27 protein-coding genes and 1 tRNA gene are annotated in these 25953 nt (G+C 53.8%); 15 read left to right on the forward strand and 13 right to left on the reverse strand.

Annotation, left to right across the window (positions count from 1 at the left end):
• Window positions 1–92 precede the first annotated feature (92 nt).
• Genes minE through minC form a run of 3 tightly spaced genes read right to left on the reverse strand, consistent with a single transcriptional unit; the run spans window position 93 to window position 1935 of the window.
• Window positions 93–347, reverse strand: a complete 255-nt coding sequence (minE, locus tag C3Z11_RS16570; protein WP_106479025.1) for a cell division topological specificity factor MinE — start codon at window positions 345–347, stop codon at window positions 93–95.
• Window positions 344–1162, reverse strand: coding sequence for a septum site-determining protein MinD (gene minD, locus C3Z11_RS16575; RefSeq protein WP_106479026.1), 819 nt, complete (start codon window positions 1160–1162; stop codon window positions 344–346). Before minD ends, minE begins: the two co-directional genes overlap by 4 nt.
• 38 nt (window positions 1163–1200) lie before the next feature.
• Window positions 1201–1935, reverse strand: a complete 735-nt coding sequence (gene minC, locus C3Z11_RS16580) for a septum site-determining protein MinC (RefSeq protein WP_106479027.1) — start codon at window positions 1933–1935, stop codon at window positions 1201–1203.
• A 194-nt stretch (window positions 1936–2129) separates the two neighbouring features.
• Here minC and C3Z11_RS16585 point away from each other — a divergent pair, with 194 nt between their 5' ends.
• Window positions 2130–4901: a DUF349 domain-containing protein gene (locus C3Z11_RS16585; protein WP_106479028.1), complete on the forward strand. Its 2772-nt coding sequence runs from the start codon at window positions 2130–2132 to the stop codon at window positions 4899–4901.
• A gap of 64 nt (window positions 4902–4965) precedes the next feature.
• Window positions 4966–5042, forward strand: a tRNA-Met gene (locus tag C3Z11_RS16590).
• A 357-nt stretch (window positions 5043–5399) separates the two neighbouring features.
• Here C3Z11_RS16590 and C3Z11_RS16595 read toward each other — a convergent pair.
• The gene (locus C3Z11_RS16595; protein WP_106479029.1) at window positions 5400–6260 is read right to left on the reverse strand and encodes a LysR substrate-binding domain-containing protein; all 861 of its coding nucleotides are present in this window, start codon (window positions 6258–6260) and stop codon (window positions 5400–5402) included.
• A 150-nt stretch (window positions 6261–6410) separates the two neighbouring features.
• Between C3Z11_RS16595 and C3Z11_RS16600 the strand changes: the two genes are divergently transcribed.
• The gene (locus C3Z11_RS16600; RefSeq protein WP_106479111.1) at window positions 6411–7409 is read left to right on the forward strand and encodes a bile acid:sodium symporter family protein; all 999 of its coding nucleotides are present in this window, start codon (window positions 6411–6413) and stop codon (window positions 7407–7409) included.
• A gap of 28 nt (window positions 7410–7437) precedes the next feature.
• Here the strand turns inward: C3Z11_RS16600 and C3Z11_RS16605 are convergent, their stop codons facing one another.
• From C3Z11_RS16605 to C3Z11_RS16615, 3 genes are all read right to left on the reverse strand, one after another.
• A complete protein-coding gene (locus C3Z11_RS16605; RefSeq protein WP_106479030.1) occupies window positions 7438–8472 on the reverse strand; it encodes an oxidoreductase in 1035 nt (344 codons plus the stop codon).
• 21 nt (window positions 8473–8493) lie between these two features.
• On the reverse strand, window positions 8494–9291 hold the full coding sequence (locus C3Z11_RS16610; protein ID WP_262927467.1) for a DUF3750 domain-containing protein: 798 nt from the start codon (window positions 9289–9291) through the stop codon (window positions 8494–8496).
• A gap of 147 nt (window positions 9292–9438) precedes the next feature.
• Window positions 9439–10173: an SDR family oxidoreductase gene (locus tag C3Z11_RS16615; RefSeq protein ID WP_106479031.1), complete on the reverse strand. Its 735-nt coding sequence runs from the start codon at window positions 10171–10173 to the stop codon at window positions 9439–9441.
• A 259-nt stretch (window positions 10174–10432) separates the two neighbouring features.
• Here C3Z11_RS16615 and C3Z11_RS16620 point away from each other — a divergent pair, with 259 nt between their 5' ends.
• Window positions 10433–11383: a thioredoxin family protein gene (locus C3Z11_RS16620; protein WP_106479032.1), complete on the forward strand. Its 951-nt coding sequence runs from the start codon at window positions 10433–10435 to the stop codon at window positions 11381–11383.
• A gap of 102 nt (window positions 11384–11485) precedes the next feature.
• Here the strand turns inward: C3Z11_RS16620 and C3Z11_RS16625 are convergent, their stop codons facing one another.
• On the reverse strand, window positions 11486–12664 hold the full coding sequence (locus tag C3Z11_RS16625) for a MalY/PatB family protein (protein WP_106479033.1): 1179 nt from the start codon (window positions 12662–12664) through the stop codon (window positions 11486–11488).
• A gap of 41 nt (window positions 12665–12705) precedes the next feature.
• On the opposite strand from C3Z11_RS16625, the gene C3Z11_RS16630 reads away from it, so the two are divergent.
• Complete coding sequence (locus C3Z11_RS16630) at window positions 12706–13131, forward strand: hypothetical protein (RefSeq protein WP_106479113.1); 426 nt, start codon at window positions 12706–12708, stop codon at window positions 13129–13131.
• 23 nt (window positions 13132–13154) lie between these two features.
• Here C3Z11_RS16630 and C3Z11_RS16635 read toward each other — a convergent pair whose 3' ends face one another.
• Window positions 13155–13496: a hypothetical protein gene (locus C3Z11_RS16635; RefSeq protein ID WP_106479034.1), complete on the reverse strand. Its 342-nt coding sequence runs from the start codon at window positions 13494–13496 to the stop codon at window positions 13155–13157.
• A gap of 216 nt (window positions 13497–13712) precedes the next feature.
• Between C3Z11_RS16635 and ybaK the strand changes: the two genes are divergently transcribed.
• The 5 genes from ybaK (at window position 13713) to C3Z11_RS16660 (ending at window position 16756) form a co-directional block, all read left to right on the forward strand.
• A complete protein-coding gene (ybaK, locus tag C3Z11_RS16640) occupies window positions 13713–14183 on the forward strand; it encodes a Cys-tRNA(Pro) deacylase (RefSeq protein ID WP_106479035.1) in 471 nt (156 codons plus the stop codon).
• Between the two features lie 33 nt (window positions 14184–14216).
• Complete coding sequence (locus C3Z11_RS16645) at window positions 14217–14549, forward strand: hypothetical protein (RefSeq protein ID WP_106479036.1); 333 nt, start codon at window positions 14217–14219, stop codon at window positions 14547–14549.
• Window positions 14521–15045 carry a DUF501 domain-containing protein gene (locus C3Z11_RS16650; protein WP_106479037.1) on the forward strand — a complete coding sequence of 175 codons (525 nt, stop codon included), beginning with the start codon at window positions 14521–14523 and terminating at the stop codon, window positions 15043–15045. Before C3Z11_RS16645 ends, C3Z11_RS16650 begins: the two co-directional genes overlap by 29 nt.
• A 116-nt stretch (window positions 15046–15161) precedes the next feature.
• Window positions 15162–15698, forward strand: a complete 537-nt coding sequence (locus C3Z11_RS16655; protein WP_106479038.1) for an LOG family protein — start codon at window positions 15162–15164, stop codon at window positions 15696–15698.
• Window positions 15699–15790: 92 nt separating this feature from the next.
• Window positions 15791–16756, forward strand: a complete 966-nt coding sequence (locus C3Z11_RS16660) for an NAD(P)H-quinone oxidoreductase (RefSeq protein ID WP_106479039.1) — start codon at window positions 15791–15793, stop codon at window positions 16754–16756.
• A 9-nt stretch (window positions 16757–16765) separates the two neighbouring features.
• On the opposite strand, the gene C3Z11_RS16665 is transcribed toward C3Z11_RS16660, so the two are convergent.
• Window positions 16766–17251, reverse strand: a complete 486-nt coding sequence (locus tag C3Z11_RS16665; protein WP_106479040.1) for a hypothetical protein — start codon at window positions 17249–17251, stop codon at window positions 16766–16768.
• A gap of 143 nt (window positions 17252–17394) precedes the next feature.
• A complete protein-coding gene (locus C3Z11_RS16670; protein WP_262927468.1) occupies window positions 17395–17889 on the reverse strand; it encodes a tetratricopeptide repeat protein in 495 nt (164 codons plus the stop codon).
• Window positions 17890–18178: 289 nt separating this feature from the next.
• On the opposite strand from C3Z11_RS16670, the gene C3Z11_RS16675 reads away from it, so the two are divergent.
• From C3Z11_RS16675 to C3Z11_RS16690, 4 genes are all read left to right on the forward strand, one after another.
• Complete coding sequence (locus C3Z11_RS16675) at window positions 18179–19216, forward strand: NADP(H)-dependent aldo-keto reductase (protein WP_106479041.1); 1038 nt, start codon at window positions 18179–18181, stop codon at window positions 19214–19216.
• Entirely contained in the window at window positions 19213–19665 is a 453-nt protein-coding gene (locus tag C3Z11_RS16680; RefSeq protein ID WP_106479042.1) for a DMT family transporter, read from the forward strand. Before C3Z11_RS16675 ends, C3Z11_RS16680 begins: the two co-directional genes overlap by 4 nt.
• Window positions 19666–19767: 102 nt before the next feature.
• A complete protein-coding gene (gene yaaA / locus C3Z11_RS16685; protein ID WP_106479043.1) occupies window positions 19768–20541 on the forward strand; it encodes a peroxide stress protein YaaA in 774 nt (257 codons plus the stop codon).
• Window positions 20542–20618: 77 nt separating this feature from the next.
• Window positions 20619–21452, forward strand: coding sequence for a Tim44 domain-containing protein (locus C3Z11_RS16690; RefSeq protein ID WP_106479044.1), 834 nt, complete (start codon window positions 20619–20621; stop codon window positions 21450–21452).
• A gap of 77 nt (window positions 21453–21529) precedes the next feature.
• Here the strand turns inward: C3Z11_RS16690 and C3Z11_RS16695 are convergent, their stop codons facing one another.
• Both C3Z11_RS16695 and ppsR read right to left on the reverse strand, forming a co-directional pair.
• Window positions 21530–21895: a hypothetical protein gene (locus C3Z11_RS16695; protein WP_106479045.1), complete on the reverse strand. Its 366-nt coding sequence runs from the start codon at window positions 21893–21895 to the stop codon at window positions 21530–21532.
• A 456-nt stretch (window positions 21896–22351) separates the two neighbouring features.
• Entirely contained in the window at window positions 22352–23182 is an 831-nt protein-coding gene (ppsR, locus tag C3Z11_RS16700) for a posphoenolpyruvate synthetase regulatory kinase/phosphorylase PpsR (protein ID WP_106479046.1), read from the reverse strand.
• Between the two features lie 157 nt (window positions 23183–23339).
• On the opposite strand from ppsR, the gene ppsA reads away from it, so the two are divergent.
• Window positions 23340–25724 (forward strand): phosphoenolpyruvate synthase, encoded by a 2385-nt coding sequence (gene ppsA / locus C3Z11_RS16705; protein ID WP_106479047.1) that lies wholly within the window; start codon window positions 23340–23342, stop codon window positions 25722–25724.
• Window positions 25725–25953: the final 229 nt, after the last annotated feature.

Below are 25953 nucleotides of genomic sequence, written 5' to 3' on the forward strand. Positions count from 1 at the left end.
AGCGTGAAAACGCCAAGAGAACGTCTGAAACGTGCAGGGACGGTAGTCACTCCACCGTCGCGTGGCGCGTTCGAGCCTGAGCCCGAACGCTATTACCCGCGATTGGGCAGGGTTACATTCAATTCAAGCACAGAGCAGTCATCTTCGCTGTCGAGCGAGATGCTGATCGCATCCTGCTCTACCTCGACATAACGTCTGATCACCTCCAGCAACTCTCGCTCAAGCATAGGCATGTAGTCCGGCTGACCTCGTTGGCCGCGTTGGTGCGCCACGATGATCTGTAGGCGCTCCTTGGCAACTGAGGCGGACTTCTTGCGCTCCCGTTTGAGGAAATCGAGTAGTTTCACCGGCGCCCTCCTCCGAACATACGGCTCAGGAAGCCTTTTTTCTGGGCCTCGTGGAAACGCAATGGCACATCTTCACCCAGCAGTCGTGAAACAGTATCAACATAAGCCTGACCGGCATCGCTCTGCTGATCATGGGTGACCGGCACACCCTGGTTGGAGGCGCGCAGCACCGCTTCGGACTCGGGAATCAGACCAATCAGGTTGATCGCCAGAATTTCCTGGATGTCCTGTAGGTTTAGCATATCGCCGCTATCCACGCGCATCGGATCGTAGCGCGTGATCAAAAGATGCTCCTTGATAGGTTCCTGGTTCTTTTCGGCACGGCGCGTCTTGGACGACAGCAGTCCCAGTATCCGGTCGGAGTCGCGCACGGACGAGACTTCTGGGTTGGTCACTACAACAGCTTCATCGGCGAAGTGCATGGCAAGCTGTGCTCCACGCTCGATCCCGGCCGGTGAATCACAGATGATGTAATCAAACTCCTCAGACAGCGAGCCGAGTACGCGCTCGACGCCCTCTTCCGTGAGCGCATCCTTATCACGTGTTTGCGACGCAGGAAGGATATGGAGGTTATCGACACGCTTGTCGCGAATCATTGCCTGATTGAGTCCCGCTTCTCCCTGAATCACGTTGATCAGGTCATATACCACGCGACGCTCACAGCCCATGATCAAGTCGAGGTTACGCAACCCCACATCGAAATCGATGACAACGGTCTTGTTGCCTCGCAGCGCCAAACCCGTTGCGATCGCTGCCGCACTGGTGGTCTTGCCGACCCCGCCCTTCCCGGAGGTCACTACGATGATCTTGGCCAAAGTTCGTATCCTGTTTTAATGCAGTTGTTAAATACCGCTCAACCGAGCGTTTCAATATTCAGTTGGTCTTCCAGCAGGCGGACCTGTACAGCACGCCCCAAAAGCGTCGGATCAATGTCCTCAAGACGCTTGTAATTACCGGCTACCGAGAGCAACTCACCATGCAATTCATGGCAGAAAATTCCTGCTTCACGATCCCCATGAATACCGGCGAGCGCTCGTCCGCGCAGTGGCCCATAGACATGCACGCTGCCAGCAGCGAGAATCTCTGCACCAGCGTTGACCGCCCCGATGACCACCAGGTCACCTTCGGAAGCGCTGACCTGCTGCCCGGAGCGTACGGTGCCACGGTATATACGCCCACCGCTCGCGGCGCTAAGCGGTGCCTCGTTCAGTACCGCCTCTGCAGTCGCATCGTCAGATGACGAGTTGACGGCTTGAGGGCGATTTTCCTGGGTCGGAAACCAGCCAAGCCCCAGCGCCCAAGCTGACTGTTTGATACTATCGCCACCGCCACGCACTGCGACCGGTAGTAATTTATGGGCGCGGCAAACGGCGCACAATCTTTCGAGGGCCAGATGAGGCTCATCAAGCTTTTCTACACTGAGCACTACCGGTGTATGCTGAAAGAACGCCGGGGACTGGCTCAATTTACTCGAGAGCTGAGCACGCACCCGTTCGGGGTCTGCGCTGGTAAGCTCCATGACCGTCATTGGCAGCATACCGCCTTTGAAAGTGAAAGCGGTGCTCGCTCTGTCCACGTTGAGACTCATGACCGGCTCCACGTCGGCTGATGTTTTGGCACTTGAAGGGGTAACGCTATAGTGAGCCCCCCCTAAACGCAATTGATGATAAGCGCTGTCCTTGCAGATGTCAGGTGTCTTCATGCACCGATACGTAACCTTTCTCGTCATGCAAGGACATGATTAGATACTCTTTGCCGTCTGTTCGTGTATCGGAAGCCTAAATGCCTGGATTTTTGCAACGTTTCTTCGCGCCACGCTGGCGCCACCCCGATGCTCACGTGCGCCGTGAAGCAGTCGGACGTCTCGATCCCCAACGTGATCGCGATACTCTCCTCGTTCTGCTCGACGATAACGATGAGCATGTCCGTCGTACCGCACTTGAGCGGCTGGACGATCCCAACCAACTGGTAGAGCGCAGTCCTTTCGAGAAAGCGGAGCTCAATGCGCTTCTGGTAAGGCATGTTACGGGAGAGCACGAATCCTCCCTACCGCTTGAAGAACGGCAAATGCTGCTGGAAAAGATCGCAGCGCCTGCATTGTTAAACGACATTGCGCTGCGTGCTGACAATCAACAGCTACGGTTAAGCGCGCTAGCCCGTCTCGACGATGAAGCTGTACTGGTTGATCAGGCGTGTCGCAACTCGATTGCAGCCGTGCGGCACGCCGCCGCTGCGCGTGTTGAAAGCGACGAAGGTCTTGAGCGGTTGGCGCGCGAATCGCGTCGTGATCGCAATATTGCCCGTCAAGCGCGCAATCGGATTAATCAACGCCGAGCCGCCACGCGCGATCTCGAAACGCGTCAGGCTCGCCGTGAGGAGCTTTTGGAGTCTCTTGAGCGACATGGGGCTCATAGCTGGGAGCCGCTTTATGATGCACGTTATCGTCACTTGGTACGTGAATGGGAGTTGAACGCATCAGGCGCCGATGCCGAACAAGAGCGTCGCTTCCATCTCGCTGATCAGCGTTGTCGCGTTACTATTCATGAACATGAAGCACACCACCGCGCCGCCGAAGCCGAAGCGCTCGCCCAGGCTCAAGCACAGACTAAGCGCCAAGAGATCATTGATGCACTGGAGAGTACGCTCGCACATCTCCAACAGCCCCCCGCGCCCAGCAGGCAGGATATCGATAGCATGGTGGCGCAGCGCCGTCTGCAGAGTGAACGCTGGCGTGTGCTTTCAGATGAGCGCTCTCCCCAAGTACAGGTTCAGGAACGCTATGAACAGTTACTGAGCGAGCTTGATGCCATCGGCAGCGCCTGGCAGCGCCTGGAGGATCACAAGGCCGCCTTGGAGCAGGCGCTGGATGCCGGCGATAAAGCTCCTCTTGATGTACTTGCCCGTGAAATAGACTGGCCAACCGCGCTGCCACGGCCGCAGCTTCTTGATGAACTCTATCGAGCATGTCAGTCCAATGCTGCCGAACGTGCTGCAGATGTTGTGGCTTCCAGAGCGCAGGAGGAACGCTTTGCCGCTGATCTAGAACGGCTCGAAGCGCTGCTGGAAAGCGGTGAGCTACGCGCCGCAACCCGCCTGCTCGATACCATCAAGCAGCGTGACACCCATCTTGACCCGAAGGCCCGCGAGCGGTTTTCCGCTACCGTCAAGCGACTCACTGCCCAGACCGCTGAACTCAGGGATTGGCGCGGCTTCGTCGCGGCGCCCAAGCGTGAACAGCTCTGCACGGCCATGGAAGCACTCATTGATGAGCCTTTAACCGACATGGAGCGTGACCGCCGCCATCGTCAGCTTGTCAGCGAATGGAAAGCACTCGGCGATGCCGCGGCGACACGTCAGCTATCGAGCCGCTTTCGCGAGGCCTCCGATAAGGTAAAAGCCTCGCTGAGGCATTATTTTGAAGAACGCATTCATCAACGAAACGAGAATCTTGCCCATCGTGAAGCGCTTTGCGCGCAGCTCGAAGCATTACTGGCGGCACCCGATGCTGGGGCGGACCCGGATGCCTTACGTCAGATACGCAATCGCTCACGTGAGGAGTGGCAGCGCTATACACCGGTGCCGAGGGAGCAAGCGGAAGCCGTCAGACAGCGTTTCGCTCAGTCAATGCGTGGCCTGCAGGCCCTGATTGATGACCGCGCCCGCGCCTTGGCGGATGCCAAGCGTGACCTGATCGAACAGGTTCAGGCATTGGCCGATGAAACAGGAGACGCCGAAGCACGTGCAGAACAGGCCAAGGCGCTACAGCAACAGTGGCGCGCACTGGGGCGTGCACCAAAGGGTGAAGAGCAAGCGTTGTGGAAAACGTTTCGTCATGCTTGCGATACTGTCTTTGCGGCCCGTGACCATCAGCGCAACAAGCGCAAGGCACAGCAGGATGAGCGGTTCGATGCCATGCAAGCATTAATCGACCGACTCGACGCTTGGCAACCTGCCAGCATTGAAGAAAGACATATACTCGACGAAGCAGAAGCCGAGGTTATTAGGCTGGCACCACTGCCCGCCGGGCGTCGTACCGAGGGCATGCAGCGTCGCTGGAATGGCATTATTCGTGCTCGTCATCAAACACTTGAACAGCTTGCCCGTGATGTGCTGATCTCGCGCTGGCATGCCTGGCGCCCACTGCTTGATGCTCATGTCGATGCTGATACGCGCGCGCTAGCCGGTGAAGCAGTTGCTGATATCGAGACCGAGATAGCCCTCGATAAGGATGCCCTCAAGGCGCATCAACAACGTAACCGGATGCGTCGAACATCAACCAAGGAGGCAGGTGCTGACCGGCTTTCTCATTTACGTGTCCACCTGGCTGTACTTGCCGATGCCCCTATTGCCCCAGAAGATGAGCCGCGTCGACTCGATGTTCAAGTCGCCCGTCTCAATGACAGCATGGGCACCACGTTGACACGCCAGCAAGAACTTGAACAGGTACAGCTACATGTGTTGGCTACCGGCCCTATCAGTGCCGACACATGGCGTATAGAGGCCCCCTTGCTGGATGAGTTCATGGAGATAATGCGTGGACGCCAATGGGAATAATCAAGCTAAATGCTTTATCCCATTGACATTAAATCAAAAGCGAGTAGTATGCACAGCACGTCGATGCGGGGTGGAGCAGCCTGGTAGCTCGTCGGGCTCATAACCCGAAGGTCGTCGGTTCAAATCCGGCCCCCGCTACCAAATTAAGAAAACCGATACCGAAAGGTGTCGGTTTTTTTATAGCTATTATTCAGCCGCGTTTGAGCATGCTAGCGTAGCGGGCTCATAGCACGTCGTCGGTTCCCTCTTGTTTCGAACCAGCGGTCCCCGCTACCAAATTAAAAAAACCGATACCGAAAGGTGTCGGTTTTTTTGTATCTATTATTCAGCAGCGTTTGAGTACGTTACTGCAACGGGCTCATGGCAGGTCGTCGGTTCCCTCTTGTTTCGAATCAGCGGCCCCCGCTACCAAATTAAGAAAACCGATACCGAAAGGTGTCGGTTTTGGCAGTTGTTTGAAAACCGTACGATACCGCTAGAAAACGCCGTCCAGTATCATCAATCTGGCTGCAGACGCCTGTCATTGTGACGTATTGCCATTGCCAACTCATCGGCAATGCCGCCTAGCGCAGGGCCTCTTCCCGTAAGTACGAATTCCACTTCTTCGAGTTCGGGTAAATCGGCGTGAGTGCTGATATCCACCAGACCGCGTGACATCAGGCTGCGCGGTTGCACCATGATACCAAGCCCCGCCAAGGCGGCGGCATGCAGCCCGCTCAGACTGGCGCAGGTACATACGATTCGCCATGAGTGGCCACCCCGGGTGAGTGCATCAAGTGCAGCTTCACGGGTAATGCTGGGGCGTGGATAAAGAATCAACGGTACCGCTTTACCCACTTCGATAGGTGCATCGGCGCGGGCTGCCCACACCAGGCGATCACGACGTAACACCTGACCTCGATGAGGATCATCCAGACGGCGTTTGGCCAGGACCAGATCGAGTTCACCTGCATCCAATTGTTCGTAAAGCTGCCCACTCAACGCGACGTTCAATTCAAGATCGACAGCAGGATGACGGCGGGTAAATTCACCCAATACTTCTGGCAAACGTGTAGAGACAAAATCCTCCGATGCGCCAAAACGCAGCCGACCACGCAGCTCGCTACCCTTGAGATGGCGCCGCGCCTGTTCCTGAGTTTCAAGGATGGTACGCGCAAAACCCAGTAGCGCCTCACCGGATGAGGTCAGCGTGACCGTATGGGTATCGCGCACAAAAAGCCGCTGCCCGGCCACGTCTTCAAGACGGCGGACATGCTGACTAACTGTCGACTGGCCCAAGCCAAGCTGAACCGCAGATGCCGTAAAGCTGCGTGTTTGTGCCACCGTTACGAAGGTCTGCAGCCATACCGGATTGAACATATGACACTTGTCTCTTGATGTTACCTATGTGATTTATCATGAAATGTGATAGCAGTCATCACTGAAAGCACGATTCAAAATAACCGGCCCGCTCGCTATGATGCAGCCACCGTTCATGCATTACCGATGAAAAAGGACAAGACCTTGAGCATGCTGAGCCGGCTTAACATCGACAAGTTCCTGCTGTATTTGATTGCCACCGTTATCGTGGCATCCCTGTTACCTGCCAGCGGCGAGTTCGCCGAGGCATTTTCAGTAGCCACTACCATTGCTATCGCCCTGCTGTTCTTTCTGCACGGTGCACGGCTTTCACCCAAGACCGTACTGGAAGGCATTACCCACTGGCGGCTGCATCTGGTTATCTTCGCCAGCACCTTTGTGCTGTTTCCTCTGCTGGGACTGATCATAGGGTTGATCTCGCCAGAACTACTCTCGCCAGCGCTTTACATGGGCGTTCTGTTTTTGTGTGTATTGCCGTCTACCGTGCAGTCGTCGATTGCCTTCACCTCGATTGCCGGCGGCAACATTCCGGCGGCAATCTGTTCGGCTTCGGCATCCAATATCCTTGGCATGTTCCTGACGCCGGTATTGGTCGGCCTGTTGCTGACGACACAAGGCAGCAGTAACGGCGCTTCACTAGATGCCGTTACTTCGATCCTGCTCCAACTACTTGCTCCTTTCCTGCTCGGCCAGCTATTACAGCCGTGGATTGGTGGCTGGGTACGTGCCCATAAGAAGCATTTGTCGTTAGTCGATCGCGGTTCAATCCTGATGGTGGTCTATCTTGCCTTCAGCGAAGCGGTCATTTCCGGCCTGTGGGGCAAGTTAAGCGTGACGGGTCTGATCACCATGGTCATCGTCGACTGTATCCTGCTCGCCGTCGTCCTGATCATTACGACTTATGCCAGTCGACTTCTGAAGTTTTCGAAGGAAGATGAAATTACCGTGGTGTTTTGCGGCTCCAAGAAGACCTTGGCAAGCGGGATTCCCATGGCGAATGTACTTTTCTCGCCACAGGATGTCGGCAGCATCGTATTGCCGCTGATGTTATTTCATCAGATTCAACTATTCGTCTGTGCGGTATTGGCAAGACGCTATGCCAATCAGCGCCTCTCCGAAGCATCTACTACTGCGCAACAAGGCGCGTAATGCTACGCCTTGTTGCGATCAGTTCCGCCTAGAGCAGGATTTCGCGGCGCTCCTCGGTGCTGCGAATCGCTGCCTCAAGTAGCTCCGTCGTGGCCAACGCCTCCTCGGGGGGGACTGGATTAGGGCCGTCACCATTGATAGCGTCTTTCAACGCGCGGTAATAGCTTGGATAAGCCCCGCGCTCGTTTGCAATCTGGTGGCGCTCAATCTCCTCGCCATGGCGGATCACGACTTCACCACGCTGGGGATCGATGCCCCAGTAGTCATGACCCGGCCGATCACCGGCGCGAAGTGCAGGCTCCTGAGTATCGAGGCCATATTTGACAAAGCTCGCCTTGGTGCCATGCAGCAAGAAGCGCGGCGCTTCCCAGCTCGCCAGCGTACTGCCATGCAAGATGACACGATGCGTTTCATAACGCAGTAATACATGGAAGTAGTCACTGGCCCTGCCCCCGCTGCGCTGGATAGCAAAATCGGCCAAGACGCCCTGCGGTCGTCCAAACAGATGAAGCGCCTGATCAACAGTGTGCGAGCCCAGGTTGAACCAGTTGCCGGTACCCGGCGCATCCGTTTCGCCCCAACGGTCCTGCACCTGGGGGCGATAGCGGCTATAGTGCGATTCAAACTGAGCCAGCTCTCCTAATTCGCCACTTGCCAAGACCTTCTTCACGGTTAAAAAGTCGGCATCCCAGCGACGATTCTGAAAAGCGGAGACTACCGTACCCGCCTGTTCCGCTGCAGCGATCAGCTTCTTTGCATCAGCCACATTGAGCGCGAACGGCTTATCGATCACGACATGTTTGCCACGCTCAAGCGCCTGGAGAGCGATAGCGGCATGGGTATCGTTGGGTGTCGCCACCACAACCAGTCCAATCGATGTGTCATCAAGTACCTGCTCAAATGACAGTACCCGCACATCGGGATAGTCAGCCTTGATCTCATCATGCCGGCTCGACACAACCGCATCGAGCACAAGCCCCTCGGTATGCACGATCAACGGCGCATGGAAGACCTTGCCAGCCAACCCATACCCGACGATTGCCACCTTGATCGGACCCGCCATATTCATCTCCTGAAGCGATTTCTAGTGATCGGTTGCATCCCGATTGTCCTCGACGAGCGGTTTCCTGGCGATACGACCAATGCCCGGCAGCTTGATCGCCCAATCGAGAGGATCGAGACCGAACACCAAGCCTAGCACGTTGATCTCAATGCCTTCTTCACGGGCGACCATGATGCCCAGCAGGCCAAAGAGCGAAAACTGATAACCGCTGTTACTGGGTGCTGGTGCAAAAAAACGCCCCCACCAATGCGTATTGTCGACGAGATAATCCTTGCCTAGGGCAATTGAGGGCAACTCCACATTAAGCTCCGGTGCCTGACGCACCATCCACGCCACGAAGGAATTACTGTTGGCACCCGGCCAGATACGATACGTCTGGGGATAAGGATAATTGCTTGCCGCCAATTGCAGGCGGGGAATAGCCGCAGCAGCCTTGTCACCGCGAATCTCGGCCAGCAGGTGCGGAGGATTGCCGAACCAGGCGCGATCCGGTGCATTGGCATGAATACTGACCGTGGGCCGCCGCCAGCCCATCACTTCATAAATGGTGTAATGACGCGCATCCTGCGACTTGATCGCAATCCAGGTATGCGCTGCAAACGCGCCTCGCCACGAAAAAGCGCGTGCGCCGTAGACCTGAACGATAGCTTCCCGCGTGGTGGCCGGATCGGGGGCATTCCCGGCCCGCTCGCGGCTGGCCGTCGCCCAATCGGCGGCGGTATCAACGCCACCCCACAATATCATGTATGCCGGGCCTGCCAGCAGCAGCGCAACGAAGGCAATCAGACCTACGGCCGCCTTGAGTAACATCATCAGCATTATCGTTAGCTATCCTCCCGCGTTGCCTGCGCAAGCTACCTGCGAACGTTTTCAGCACCTTCACTACTTTTAGCGATACCAAACGAACGCGTCCGGTATCACATGATACCGGACGCAGCGAAAACACTTAGCGGTTCAATACAATGATTAAGGTGAAACCTGCTTGGTCGGCATTATCAGAAGCTCTTGCGGATTAACATGCCCAGGCTGAGCGAAAGCATAGACCAAGGCATTGGCGATATCTTCGGCATGCAGCGCTTCGACGTCATCACGGCGCTTTTTCATCGCATCTTCGGTGACGTTGTGGCCCCAGTTGGTATAGACCGCGCCTGGCTCGATCAGCGAAACACGAATTCCTTCACCGCCAATCTCTTTCCTGAGCGTATCGTGGAAGCCCACCACGGCGAACTTGGTAGCGCAGTATACCGACCAGCCGGGCACGCCGTAGCGTCCGCCCACGCTTGAAACGGTATTGATCATCGCTCCCTCGCGGCCACGCATCAGTGGAATCGCCTCCTGAGTGCAATAGAGTACGCCGTAGAGATTAGCGTCGATGGTCTTCTTCCACTCGTCGCGCTTGCTATCCTCGAAGGGACCGTTATAGCCCACTCCAGCATTGTTGAAGAGAAGATCGAGCCCGCCGAAACGTTTTTTGACTTCGTTAAACAGCGCCGCCACTTCATCTTCGTTGCCCACATCGGTAGGTATGGCTATCGCACGCTCACCGATCTCGCTGGCCAATGCCTCGATACGCTCGCGATTACGCGCCACTAGCACTACGTTGACGCCCTCAGCGGACAATGCTTTTGCCGTTGCTTCACCGATGCCGCTTGATGCGCCGGTTACTACGGCTACCTTGTCGGTCAAATCCCGGAATTGCATATCGTCTCCTTGATGCTTGTGTCATGGCGATAAACGGTCACGGTTGCCGATGACCGCTAAACTATCCAAGGATAGCGGCATTTTCTAAGCATGCTAATTATATTGACGCCTATCCTGTGACCTGAGTGCCTTTACTCGATGCGCTATCCTCCTACTGATAGCCCACTGGTGCTGATGGCGGTTGAATTTCCGCCCGCCAGCCATCATAACGAGGGAAACTACATCCATTTTCTTCACCTGCTTTTAGGGCCTTGCCAACATGCCAATCGTCGATCCCAGAACCGGTACCCCAATGGGGCAGAATGAACCCGCCAAACCCGGCGCCAAGCTGCCTGGCCCATCGAAAGGGCAAACCGATGAGAGCCAATATATTGTCGAAGTGGATGTTTCCAACTTCCAGCAGGTCGTGCTGGAAGGTTCAATGCAAGTACCGGTATTGCTCGACAGTTGGGCACCCTGGTGCGAGCCTTGCAAGAGCTTGATGCCGGTACTCGAGAAGCTGGCGCGTGAGTATCAGGGCGCCTTTGTTCTTGCCAAGCTCAATATCGAAGATAACCAGCAAATCGCAGCGCAGCTGGGCATCCGCTCGGTACCTGACGTCAAGATCATCATTCAGGGTCAGTTGTACGATCAGTTTCAGGGCGCTTTACCAGAAGGCCAGATTCGTGAATGGCTGGGACAATATATTGATGCACCAGCAGCCTCGGGAGAAAACATCGAGGAGCAGGCGCAAGCCGCGCTAGAAAGCGGCGACACGGCCACAGCCAAGACACTTTATCAGCAGTTGCTGGCTGAAAATCCTGAGCACTATGACTATCACATTGAGCTCGCCGGTGTACTTGCCGCCGAAGAGGATAGCGCCCAGGCGACCGAGATCCTCGATGCCCTGCCGCCCGAGCACCGCGACTCGCCCAAGGCCAAGGGCGTTCGGGCACGTATGGAATTTGCTGCCGAGGCCTGGAGCCACGAACAGATTACCGCTCTGGGCGAACGTGATGACAGTGAAGCCCGCTATCAGCGTGCGCTGCGTGCCGTCGCTGACGGTCGCTATGATGAAGGGCTGGAAGGCTTGCTCGATGTCATGAAGCGCGACCGCAGCTATGGCGAGGACGCAGCACGCAAGACGCTGCTGCGTGCATTCGATGTGCTAGGCAATGACCATCCGTTAACGGTGACTTATCGCCGCAAACTGTTCACGTTACTCTACTAAGTAATCTTTTCACGTAGACACATTGACCATCGTGCATCTGCAGACTAAAAAAGGCCGGCCCCGATTGTGGGGCCGTTTTTCACGTACGTCATGCAGGCATGTTTAGGGCGGCGAACCGGCGTTCAGCACGCGGTCCATGCGTTCCAAGGCAGCTTCTAGGCGACTCGACTCGGTACCAAAGTTGAGCCTCACAAAACCGGGCCAGCCAAAATCGGCACCGTCGGACAGCGCAACACGTGCCTGCTCAAGCAATAGCTGTTGGGGCGAGACATCTGGGTTAGCCTTGGCCATATCCGTTTCACGCAGATCGAGCCAGGCGAGATAGGTCGCCTCAGGCGGCGCAAATACCACGCCTGGCCAGCGCGCGACGAAGCGCTCAATCATGGTGACGTTGTCACGCAGTTGCGCCAGCAGCGCTTGCCGCCACGGCTCTCCGCCGCTATATGCCGCTTCGGAAGCGGCCAACCCAAGCACGTTGTCCGACGGCATCAGCCCAAGCGTTGCCTTCTTGAAACGCGCCCGCAGCTTAGCATCGGGGATCACCGCGCAGGCGCTGGTCAACCCGGCGACATTAAACGTCTTGGACGGTGCCCACAGCGTGATGGTACGCGCCGCTAATCGCGGCTCACGCTGGATGAGTGGCCGGTGAGGTCGTTGATGATCCAAAATGAGATCGCAGTGCAACTCATCGGAACACACCCATAGATCATGGCGTTCGATAATATCAGCCAAGTGCTTTAATTCTTCGTCATCGAAGACACGCCCGGTAGGATTATGCGGGTGGCACCATAATAAGAGCCGCGTCCCAGGCGTAATGGCCGCCTCGATGGCATCGAAGTCGAGCCGCCAGCAGGGATCATCCTCCGTGGGAGGACGCATTGCAGCGCGCTGTGTTTTACGCCCCGTATTCTCGGCAACATGCAAAAATGGTGGATAGATTGGCGTGATGGTCAGTACGCCCTCGCCCGGCTCGGTCAAGGCCATGCTTGCTACATGCAACGCTGGCACCACACCGGGCACCCATTGCTGCCAGTCGGGTTCGATGTCGAGCGCATAATGCTCATGACTCCAGTGACATAGCGTCTCACGCAAAGACGTTGGCGCATGTCCATAACCAAAGACAGGATGAGCGATGCGTGCCGCCAAGGCCTCCTGGATAACCTGCGGTACAGCGAAGTCCATATCGGCTACCCAAAGCGGCAGCACATCCTCATCATAACGATGCCATTTGGTCGAGGGGTAATGACGCCGGTCCAGCGTCGTGGTGAAATCAAATGTCATGAGCGTATCCCTACGTGACCGTAAAAGAAGAGGTATTGAAGATGCCTGAAAGTCATTTTTATTCCAAGGCAATGGCAGGCATGCCTGCCCTAGTAGGGCAATGGCTAATGCTTGGCGAGGCAACACCCGACCAATTGGCAGTCATCCTGGCCGATACCGCGCGTGTAACCCAGCTCGGCCAGCCTGAAGCCGATCCCAACGGCGAAACGTTGACCGCCTGGAGTCGTGGCCACCAGCCGCCTCAATGGGCGAGCAAGGCAGCACTGTTTCTGCTAGCGCAGATGCCGCAGCATCCTTCGCCGCGTAGCCAGGAAGAAACTGCCGCCTGGGCCTATACCTGGCTGCGTCTGCGTGATTTCAGTGATATTGAATCGGCGCGCGATGCTCTCCCTTTTCATCTGCGCGAACCGCTTGATGAAGCGCTATCCGAGGCATGGATGGATATGCGGGCGCAGCGACTCATTTGAATGCCCCTATCTCCTGTCGATAGTCAGCGCCGCCTCCCCCGATGTGATTTGGGCTTGAAGCCAGCCGGCTTGTCGCTCAGCCAGGCAACAAACGCCTGGACATCGGGATGTGCCAGCAATGCCTCACGAGTAGCGTACTGCTCAGCCAGCGTCCGCTCATCGAATAGGCGGTGAATATGTGAATGACAAGGCCGGCAAAGCCACAGAATTGAACTCACCATCTCCTCACGCGAATAGCGCTTACGCATACGCTTTTTGCCATGCAGCGTACGCGGGATGAGGTGGTGCCGGGTCAACGGCACGTCTTCTCTGCCGCATAATTCACAGGCATCGGGAGCCGGAGGCGGTGCAAGCGAGCCTGGCATACCGCTACTCCTTGCACGCAGAATAAAAAGAAACGTTTAACATCATCGCCATTCATCGTTCACTTCGTCACGATTTTAGTCGGCGGTTATCAAGGGGCCAAGAATGCCATCTATATAACCCGTACAGGCCGTACCGATGCCGACAGCGCAACCAAGCTTGCTTACCGCACAAGCATGCTTTATCAGTATTTAACTGGACCAAAAAAAGAACACACCATGACACCTGCCATTCGCCTTCTTGAGAAAAGGCACACTCCTCATCGTGTACTGGAATATACCCATGCCGCCACGGTTACCGCTTACGGTGACGAAGCAGCGCGGGCGCTGGGACAGCCACCTGAACACATATTCAAAACACTGCTGGCCGCACTTGATGATGGCCGCCACGTTGTAGCGATGGTGCCTGTGGCCACAACGCTTGACCTGAAAGCACTGGCACGCGCAGCCGGTGTGCGCAAAGCGACAATGGCCAAGCCAGAGGACGCCGAACGGCTTACGGGTTATGTCGTGGGCGGCATCAGTCCGTTGGGGCAACGTAAGCGACTGCCAAGCTTTCTCGATATCAGCGCCATGAACCTTGATGAACTATTTATCAGCGCCGGGCGTCGAGGGCTCGAAATCGCCCTGGCGCCCAAGGCGCTGGTGGAACTACTCGATACACGTATCGCTGATATTGCCCGACACTGAGCATACGCTGACGCAGGGCCTCCGGGAGGCGAGATGAACATCCGCTACGATTTATGGCTTGATCCTGACAATACAACGCGTCACCGCCAGGTTGAAGCGGCACTCGAACGCTATTTTATTGACCGGTTTGCCGATTATCCCCATATCCGTTTGCCCGAATCACAAACCTACGACTATGATGCGCCGTTTAATCGCCTGTATGCCTCGCTACTGGCTCGGGCAAGTGATTACTGTGAGCGTGTCTGGAATTACCTGCCCAGCCCCATCCAGCTTAATCAGGCCTTCTTTCGCGCCGTCTCGCGATCAAACAAATTCATAACGGAACATACCCCTTCAGATGGTGATTCAAACCGATCAAGCTCCTGATACACGTCAGCTCGCGATCATTACCGAGCAGCTTGGCCGCGCTCCACGTGGCATTCAGGCCGTTACGGCGACTGATGGTGAAGGCACGCCGTTGGTCCTGCGCATGGACTCACTCATTGATGGCAAACCCTTCCCAACGCTGTATTGGTTATCCAGCGATCGCCTAAAAATCGAGCTCTCTCACCTTGAGGCCGCCGGTGTCATCAAGACATTGGAAGCGATACTCAAGGAAGACCCTGACTTCATGGCCGCCTATCGCAAAAGCCATGAAGATTACGTGGCTCGCCGCTGGCAATCGATGAGCAAAGCCGTCCAGCAGGAGGCCGCTGCGCGTGGGTATGACCACTTGCTGCGTGAGCGTGGCGTCGGTGGGATCAGCAATTGGGCACAGGTACGTTGCCTGCACACGCAGTATGCTCATCATTTATGTGGCACTAATGTCATTGGCCAGTGGATCGATGAGTACTATCCCGAAGTAGCAGCCTCTCTGCCCTGAGACCTTGCACCAATCCTGACTTGTTCTCGTACACATTAGGCTAATCGACATGTTTGCCATCCCGCCGATGCTCGCTACCCGCTAGAATAATTATTTTGCGTTGGGAGCAAGTGACGATGAGAAGTGTATGTGTATATCTGGGCTCTCGAAATGGCCATGATCCGCAATGGCAGCAATTGGCTCAGGCCATCGGCGGGAGTATTGGTCAACGAGGTTGGCGGCTAGTTTATGGCGGGGGGCGGGCCGGACTTATGGGCATCTGTGCCGATGCGGCGCTAGACGCGGGAGGAGAAGTGATCGGGGTGATTCCCCAACAGCTTGTCGATCGAGAAGTGGCTCACTCCGGCCTTACCGAGCTGATCAAGGTGCCTGACATGCATACCCGCAAAGCACGCATGGCAGCTCTGTCAGACGCCTTCGTTACGCTACCCGGCGGTATTGGTACGCTGGAAGAATTTTTTGAGACGTGGACATGGCAGTATCTTGGTCTGCATGACAAGCCCAACGCGCTACTCAATCATGCCGGATTCTTCGATCCGCTCCTGACATTTCTCGACAACGCTGTCGAGGCTGGCTTTCTCACCGCGTCAACGCGCGCACGTTTAGTAACCGCCACGGAGCCCGAACAACTGTTGGATGCGCTCTGGCCATAGCGACAAGCTGAATATTTGCGTCATATGCCCTACCCTTCTGGCCAAGGATCGTGAATACCAAGGGCCAAATTCTTTCAAGGAGCTATAACACCATGCATGCTATCGCTGTAGAGGGTGACCATCTGGTTTGGCGTGAACATCCTGCACTGCCCATTAGTGCAGGAGAGGTGCGAATCGAGGTAGCCTGGGCCGGCATAAACCGCGCTGACCTGCTTCAACGCGCAGGAAACTATCCCCCCCCCAAGGGCGCTTCCGAAATCCTCGGCCTTGAAGTCAGCGGCATCGTGACTGAAGTCGGCCCTAACGTCGAGCGCTTCGAGATTGGCGATCGCGTGTGTGCACTGCTTTCCGGTGGTGGCTATGCCGAAGAGGTGGTGGTCTCCGAGGCTCAAGTTCTCAAAATCCCTGAAAACCTGACGCTTCAAGACGCGGCGGCGTTACCGGAAGTCTTTGCTACCGCGTGGCTGAATTTGTTCATGGAGGGCAATCTTCGTGAAGGCGAGCGTGTACTCTTGCATGCAGGCGCCAGCGGGGTGGGCACAGCCGCGATTCAGCTCTGCAAGGCATTCGGCCATCCCTGCTTTGTCACGGTAGGCAATCAGGACAAGATCAACGCGTGTCGTGAGCTGGGCGCCGATAGCGGCTGGAACCGCCACGATGGCAGCTTTGTCGATGCCGTCAACGAATGGGGCGGCGCTGACGTTATTCTCGATCCGGTTGGCGGCGATTATCTGCTGCAGAATCAGCAGGTCCTTAATCTGGAAGGACGCATCGTGCTGATAGGCGTGATGGGCGGCGCTAAAACGGATATTGACCTGGGCCGCATGCTGGCGAAACGTCAACGCCTGGTAGGGTCAACGCTGCGTTCACGCTCGCCGGCCAGTAAGGGCAGCGTGATGGATGCGCTTCATGCCCATGTTTGGCCTCTGCTGAACGATGGCCGCATCAAGCCGTTGATTGATCGCACATGGCCAGTTGAGGAAGCCGAATCGGCAATGGAGCATCTTGAGGGTAATTCCAGTATTGGCAAGGTACTGCTGCGCGTCTCAGGTGCCTAAGTACCACGGCTAACCACGCGTATGAATGAGCGTCATCTGCAATAAACGAACGTCTTCTCCGGCGCGATGGCGCCGGATACCTTCCTGTTCAATGATGGCCTGCTTGGTTTCACTCCAGACGACAAGCTGCTGCTCGTTTAATAAACGGCGCAAGCTCTCCAACCTAAAGCGCGGCAGCATATCGGCGTGATAAAACAATAAAGACAACCACGTATTGTCATATCCCCAGCTATCACTATAGGCAAGCCCTTCATCCGCCAGCTCATCGTTGAGCCAGCGTGCTACTTCAATAACAGGCAGGCCTTCCCGCTGCAGCCGGTCACGCGAAATGCCGTGTAGCAGTTCTGCTTTTGGATCCCAGTGGACCCATTCATCGACAGGCTGGACAAGAAACGCACATGTGCTGCCATCCGCCCGCGCCAATCCGACTTCGATGGGATAACTTCCCCGCCCGAATCCAGACGCTTCGACATCAAGTATGATTGGCAGCTTCACAAGGCGCCCTGACCTCCTGATGATGAACTCATGCACAACCAAGCCATGATGCCCACAGCGTAGCGATTATGCTTATTGAAGGCGAATATATCGGCCATAATCACTAACGCTGAACAAGAGAAAGAATAAATGGGGCTGGATTATTAATAACGCGCTGTGGCAGGTACACGAATGGATGAGGCAGCACTGCTTTCGGCATCGACATAGCTATCCCATCCCGCAGCACGTCCTTCATCAACGGGTAAGCCCAACTCACCTTTACGGTAAGCTTTAGCAAGCCGCTGCGCCGCCAGTAAATGACCGGCTTCGGCTGCTCGGGCATACCATGTCACGGCACGATCATCGCGACGCATGTACTGTGCACAGCCATGCTCATAGATCATGCCAGCCTGATATTGCGCTTGCGTATCGCCGGCTTCAGCCGCGCGCACTACACAGCGGGCACCGACGGCTTTATCCTGAGGCGAGGCACCGCGCTGAAACAGAAGATGCCCGTAACGTGACAACGCATCGATATGACCAGCATTGGCGCAGCGCCGAAACAGACGCATGGTCAAACGATGCTTGCGAGGTGAATGCGCCAGCCAGGTAGAGTTCAACAAGCTCTTGGCCAAGCGATATTCGAACTGGATGAACATTGATGCAGCCTGCATATTGGCAACCAATCTTAGTCACTGCGTGATCTTCGATGCCATCCTGACATTCGCATGGAATATGGCACCTATATAATCAACTGAGATGTCCATCAGCGTAGCAGTCTTTACAGACATGCATGAAAGAAGGTCATCCCAGCATACCGCGCGCTCACCGAGGCGACGGGTGCGCAATATACGCCTCGACCATTCTTGACTCAACCCTCATTTGCCGCTTTTTCGCCCCCCGTCTAACATGGGCGTTTATCTCTTGCCCGATTGTCCTGGAGGACCCATGGAAAGACGCTTACTCGGCGACAGTGATATTGCTGTTAGCCGCCTATGTTTAGGCACGATGACCTTTGGTGAACAAAATAGCGAATCCGAAGCCCATGCCCAGCTCGACCGGGCCCTGGAAGCCGATATCAACTTTATCGATACGGCTGAAATGTATCCCGTGCCCCCAAAGGCTGAAACGCAAGGACTCACGGAAAGCTATATCGGCAGCTGGCTAAAAAAACGGGGAAAGCGTGACGATCTCGTCATTGCTAGCAAGGTCGCTGGTCCAGGGCGAAACATGGACTATTTGCGCGGAGGTCCAAGACTTGACCGGGATAATATTCATCAAGCTTTAGACGCTAGCCTGAAACGTCTGAACACCGACTATCTCGATCTTTATCAACTGCATTGGCCAGATCGCCAGGCAAATTTCTTTGGCAAGCTTGGCTATACGCCTGCAGACGATGAAAATGCCACCCCGCTGGAAGAAACCCTGAGTGCGCTCAAGGAGCTTGTCGATGCCGGTAAAGTCCGGACGATAGGACTTTCCAACGAAACCCCCTGGGGTGTGATGACATGTCTACGACTTGCCGAAACGCTAGGACTGCCAAAAGTCGTCAGCATTCAAAATCCGTACAATCTTCTCAACCGCAGCTATGAAATTGGCTTGGCAGAAGTCAGTCATCGGGAAAATGTCGGTCTGCTGGCTTACTCGCCGTTAGCCTTTGGCGTGCTTTCAGGCAAGTATCTTGGTGGTCTTCAGCCTAAAGGTGCACGCCTAACCCTGTTTGAGCGTTTTCAGCGCTACACCTCGACACTGGCTGAAGAAGCCACCTGGGCTTATGTCGATATTGCGCGTCGCTTCGAACTCGACCCAGCACAGATGGCACTTGCCTACGTCAATTCACGCCCCTTCCTGACCAGCAATATTATTGGCGCGACAACGCTTGAACAGTTGGACAGTAATATTGCCAGTGATGCACTGGTGTTGAGCGAAGAAATCCTGGAGGCGATCGAAAGCGTCCATCAGCGTCTTCCCAACCCCAGCCCATGACACTTATAGAAGGGCTTCTGCTCATTCTCGCGGTCTGTGCCGGCATTTTGATGCCGGTGCAGGCTGGCGTTAATTCAACACTTGCCCAGTACGCAGGAAGTTCGATCTGGGCTTCGCTGATCTCGTTCTGCGTGGGTTCGTTGGCATTACTGATCGTGTTCGTCTGTATGAGACTTCCCTGGCCAGAAGTGTCTTCCCTTCGTGAAGCGCCTGCCTGGAGCTGGATAGGCGGTGCAATGGGCGCATTTTTTGTGGCCTGTTCCGTTATGCTAGCGCCGCGGCTCGGCGCCGGTACGATGATGGCTACGTTTCTCGCCGGACAGCTTACTGCCTCAATAGTGCTCGACCACATCGGCTGGGCCACGTTCCCTCAGCACAGCTTGTCATGGGGTAGAATAGCTGGCGTGATATTGTTGTTTGCCGGCGTTTATCTCATCCGCCGTTACTAAGCTGCAGATAGCCTTTTCACTAGCTTAAGATAAGACTCACTTACGTCTGCCCTAGCACGGCGAGTGGTATAATTAACTGTCGATGATTTAAGGAAAAAATCCATGCTGAGCGTGATCTCTCCAGCCAAGACGCTGGATTTCGATACGCCGCCAACAACGGACATACATACTCAGCCTGATTACCTCGATCAGAGCCAGCAGTTGATCGAGATTTTGCGCCAGTATTCCCCGCAGGCGTTAGCCGAATTGATGAGCCTGAGCGATAAACTTGCCGGCTTGAACGCGGCTCGTTTTAAACAGTGGCAGCCATCGTTCGATTTAGATAACGCCAAACAGGCCGTACAAGCATTTCAGGGTGATGTATATGTAGGGCTGGAAGCAGATAAGTGGAACCAAGAGGAGTTACAGTGGTCTCAACAGCATCTGCGTATCTTGTCTGGGCTTTATGGCTTGCTGCGTCCTCTGGACCTGATTCAGCCCTATCGGCTCGAAATGGGAACGCGGTTGCCCAACACAGCTGGCAGTGACCTTTATGCTTTCTGGAAGAAAACCCTAACCGAGGCTGTCAAACAGGCAGTCGAAGAAAGTGGCTCTCCCGTGCTGGTCAATTTGGCGTCCAATGAATACTTCAAGGTTATCGATGCCAAGCGCTTCCCTCATCGTATCGTTACCCCTGTGTTCAAGGATGCAAAGAACGGGCAGTACAAGATCGTTAGTTTTTATGCCAAGAAAGCGCGCGGCTGGATGAGTGCCTGGATGATCAGAGAACGCTTGGAGCGCCCTGAAGGCCTGAAAGAATTCGATGTGAACGGCTACCGTTTCAATGCCGCGATGTCGGAAGGCGATACGTGGGTATTTACCCGCGAAGAACAATAACAGCGCTGCTTCTTTGCATGTAGAAGAAGTTACCTAAATGAAGTTCAAGAGTGCGTTACGTTAAGGGAGAAACACCTATGCGTCATCTTCTGATCACGCTACTGGTAGGACTGATGAGCTTCGGCTTAGCCGTCGACCATGCCGAAGCCAAACGTTTTGGCGGAGGTAAAAGCTTCGGTAGCTATTCCCGGTCGGCAAGTCCTAGTCAGAGCGCAACAAATCGTGCAACGACACCACCGCGGCAGGCCACCCAACCCAACCGTTCCGGTGCCTCACGCTTTCTCGGTCCTCTGGCCGGGATCATGGCAGGTGGTTTACTAGCCTCCTTGTTGTTCGGCGGTGCATTTGACGGTATTCGTTTCATGGATATCTTGTTGATTGCACTCGTTGCATTCATTGCTTTCAAGTTTCTGCGTCGCCGCCGCGAAGCTACTGCAGGAGCCCATGATGGCCAACATCATGATGCCCGCAATGAGCAGCGCAATCACAACCAGATGTTCGAAGCTAACCGCAGCAGTGTTTCCGGCGGCACAGCGGTAGGTAGTACGCCTAGTTGGTTCGACAAGGAACGCTTTTTGAGCGGTTCCAAGGAACACTTCATGGAGCTGCAGCGCGCCTGGGACAATAATGACCTGAGCCGTATTCAGGAATACGTTACGCCCGAGCTTTATAACTTGCTACGCAAGGAGCGTGCCCAGCAGCCGGCTAATAACCAGACCGAAATCGTCAGGCTATTTGCGGAACTCGGTAATATTCAGGAAATAGGTCAGCAAGCCGAGGCCACCGTGCTATTTCATGGCATCCTCAAGGAAGAAGGCCAGGAAACTGAGTTCAATGAAACCTGGCATCTAACCCGTGAGCTGAAAGATAACGCCCCTTGGTACATACAGGGTATTGAGCAAAATAGTTAATTTGTTTACTTAGAAATGAAGAAAGCCGGCATTAGCCGGCTTTCTTTGCGTTAAAGCATAACCTTTTAAGAGATGCTTTACTGGTTAGGATTCGTGTTGGCAGTATTAGCCACGTCATCAGCCTCATCGCCCATGTTGCTCATGGTGTCCTGAGTCTGATTGCCCATATTTTCTGTCTTGTTCTGAGTCGCATTACCCAAGTCTTCGGCTTGATCCTGAGTGGCGTTGCCCAGATTCTCGGTCTTGTTCTGAGTGGCGTTGCCCAGATCTTCAGCCTTCTCCTGAGCGGCATTGCCTAGATCCTGAGCTTTCTCTTGAGTCTGCTCAGCGGCATTGTCGATCTTTTCACCAGCCTGTTCAGCAGGACCTTCACCACCATTATCACAACCTGCCAAAGCAACGGTGAATACTGTCGCCAGTGCAACTCCCATGAACTTCTTCATTAAACACTCTCCCTTGTGTCAAAGTTTGTTACGTGTAATCAGCCTTGCCATAAAAATGACATGCTATCAGTATCAGGTTATTTCAACCCATATTATTCATAATACAGGTCGATCAACGACACCCCTCCACTATAGCGGATTATTCGCTATCCTTTCGAGCCTCCTTACAGAAAGACACCATAATCTTTAACCTGCTCACTACAGTGCTGAGCCTTTATCAAAGATTAGCCCCCCATTTTCATCGTCTCTCACACAGATATTAGCAATTATATTTTATAGCCCATTATAAATATGCTATTAAATATTAGCCAGCCGAGCATTGGACATAATCAAACCTTCTGGCCATTGAAGAAAAAATAATAATTGAATCATAAGTGTTGATATGTCAAAAGGAAGAAGAACCAAAACGTTTATCAATTAATTAAATTGAATACACTTTATCCACGAGGAGAAATATCAATATATATTCCTATTCAATCCCATAGCATCAATCAAACGCGTAGAGATTTCCTCTACTGAATAGTTAGTAGTATCCAAGTAGGATATATTATTTCTCTTGTATAAATGTTCCACTTCGCCAACCTCCAATCGACATTGATGGAGTGAGGCATAAGTGCTTTTACTTCTTCTTTCATTTCTAATCATTGACAACCTTTCTGGAGAAATCGTCAAGCCGAAAAGTTTTTGCTTGTAGTGTGCAAGTTCTTTAGGCAAGTGAAGGTTATCCAGGTCATCGGCAATAAAAGGATAATTAGCCACAAGGATACCGAACTGCATCGCCAAATACAGGCTAGTGGGAGTTTTACCACACCGGGAAACACCTAATAAAATGACTTGCGCCTGATCAAGATTACGTAGTGAAACGCCATCATCATGAGCTAGCGCATAATCAACGGCGGCAATGCGAGCATTATATTTGGCAATATTACCTTCATTAAGTCCGTAGGTACGGTGTCTAGTCGGAGTCGGTGGCACTCCCAATTCTTCCTGTAATGGCGCCACTAATGAGTCTATAACATCGTGACAAAACCCTTGGCTTTGTAAAATTATATTTTTTATATCGGGACACACAATCGAATAAAACACAATTGGCCGCTGCTTATTATATATATAAGAGTCATCTATTCTTCTTTTTATTTCATTAGCTCGGGCAGTATCTTCGACAAAAGGATAAGTTTGCTGACCAAAAATAACGGGGAACTGTGACAATACAGCATGCCCCAGCACTTCCATGGTTATTGCAGTCCCATCAGATATATAAAATACATCTCTCTTTTCTTTATCCATGACAAGCGCACCTATCAAACATAATTTACAGTATATACAAGTAAAAAACTTATGCTACCCTGCGCTAATTAAAATAGTTAAGCGCATAAATTTAATGTAATTAAATTACGTACTCGTCAATAAATAACAGCCTTTATAAAGTTAGAGAGAGAACGCCATGACAAATACTAAACATAACGTACAAAATATTGCCTGGTATGACCAAGTAGGTATGCAGGACGTTGAAATAGTGGGTGGAAAGAACGCCTCTCTTGGTGAGATGATTACTAATCTTACGGACATGGGGGTTTCAGTTCCCAATGGCTTTGCAACAACCGCAGGGGCATTCAGACAGTTTCTTGAACAAAGCGGTTTGAATCAGCGCATTTACCAATTATTGGATGAAACGGATATTGATGATGTTCAAAGCCTAGCCAAGGCTGGTCAACAGATACGGACATGGATCATCGACACACCCTTTCCGGCGAGCCTCGAGACAGATATCCGCACAGCCTATGATCAACTCTCTGAGGGCGAAGTAGACGCTTCCTACGCAGTACGTTCTTCGGCAACCGCCGAAGATATGCCAGATGCCTCTTTTGCTGGCCAGCAAGAAACCTTCCTGAATGTTCAGGGGTTAGAGGCCATCATGACTGCGATCAAGCACGTTTACGCCTCACTATTTAATGACCGTGCTATTTCCTACCGTGTTCATCAAGGATATGACCACCAAAACGTCGCGCTCTCTGCGGGCATCCAGCGTATGGTTCGCTCTGACCTAGCGACTTCAGGCGTTATGTTTACTATTGATACCGAGTCTGGATTCGATCAAGTCGTCTTCATTACTGCCGCCTATGGCTTAGGTGAGATGGTAGTACAAGGCGCCGTCAATCCTGATGAGTTCTACGTACACAAGCCAACTTTGGAAAAAGGTCACCCTGCGGTCATACGCCGCTCTATCGGGTCCAAACAGGTAAGGATGGTGTACACCGCTAGCCAATCACACGGCAAGCAGGTTAAGGTCGAAGACGTGCCGGAGGAAGACACTCTACGTTTTTGTCTCAGTGACGAGGAGGTCGAAGCGCTGGCAAAACAGGCCGTTCTGATCGAGAAACATTATGGACGTCCCATGGATATTGAATGGGCTAAGGATGGCCATAATGGCAAATTATTCATTGTGCAGGCACGTCCTGAAACTGTGCGCTCCAGAAAACAGGTCATGGAACGCTATCAGCTAAGTAAACGTGGCAACCTACTTACTGAAGGCCGTGCCATCGGCCACCGTATTGGGGCGGGCTCAGTCAAGATTATTGATGACATCAGCGAAATGCACCGGATAGAGAAAGGTGACGTTCTTGTGACTGACATGACCGATCCCGACTGGGAACCGGTCATGAAAAAGGCCTCGGCCATCGTCACTAACCGTGGGGGGCGTACCTGCCATGCCGCGATTATTGCTCGGGAGTTAGGCATCCCTGCTGTAGTCGGCTGTGGTGATGCAACAGATAGGCTTCTGAATACGCCTCAAGTGACTGTGTCATGCGCGGAAGGAGATACAGGCTACATCTATGATGGTTTGATTAATTATGAGGTGCAAAGCGCCCAAGTTGACGACCTTCCTGAGCTTCCTGTAAAGATCATGATGAATGTCGGTAATCCCGATCGCGCTTTCGATTTTGCTGGCTTGCCAAATGAGGGCGTTGGGCTGGCCCGTCTGGAATTTATTATCAATCGCATGATTGGTATACACCCTAAGGCACTATTGGAATTCGATCAGCAAACACCTCAATTACAGGCAGAGATTCGTAAGTTAACCATTGCCTATGGTGACCCGGTCGAATTTTATATCGCTCGCCTGGCCGAAGGTATTGCGACATTAGGGGCAGCATTCTGGCCTAAACGCGTCATTGTTCGTCTCTCTGATTTCAAATCCAACGAGTATGCCAACTTGCTGGGCGGTGAACGTTATGAGCCTCACGAAGAGAACCCTATGCTTGGCTTCCGCGGCGCCGGGCGCTATGTATCCCCTTCGTTCAAAGACTGCTTTGCGTTGGAATGCGAGGCTGTAAAGCGTGTTCGAAATAAAATGGGACTCACCAATATAGAGATCATGATTCCCTTTGTGCGCACCCTTGAAGAAGCCAAACAGGTCATCGATACCTTGGAGGAGCAAGGACTAAAACGTGGCGAGAATGGTCTCAAAGTCATCATGATGTGTGAGTTGCCTTCCAATGCGTTGCTAGCCGATCAATTCCTCGAATATTTTGATGGCTTTTCGATTGGCTCCAACGATATGACACAGCTTACCCTAGGCCTCGACCGCGATTCAGGTACCGTCTCGTCCATGTTTGATGAACGCGACCCCGCCGTGAAGAAACTCCTTAGCCTAGCTATCAGCGCAGCAAAGCGTCAGGGCAAGTACGTAGGGATTTGCGGTCAAGGGCCTTCTGATCATGAGGATTTTGCCGCATGGCTGATGGAACAGGGCATTGATAGTCTGTCCCTCAACCCAGACACAGTCGTGACTACATGGATAGCGCTTTCCAAAATGGATCAGCACTAAAAATGAACCAAAAAAAGCCTGCCGCTGTGGCAGGCTTTTTTTATGTGGGCGTGTTCGGGAGTCGGGCTGCGGCGGGCAACGCCGTCAGGCGGGGCCGGGGGGCGGGCTGCGGCGGGCAACGCCGTCAGGCGGGGCCGGGGGGCGGGCAGGATCAAGATCCTACGTGGCGAGCATAAAAAACCCCGCACCGTAAGGTGCGGGGTTGGGTATAGATGCCTGACGATGACCT

This window comes from Phytohalomonas tamaricis (assembly GCF_003012345.1).
In the GTDB taxonomy this organism is placed as follows: Bacteria; Pseudomonadota; Gammaproteobacteria; order Pseudomonadales; family Halomonadaceae; genus Phytohalomonas; species Phytohalomonas tamaricis.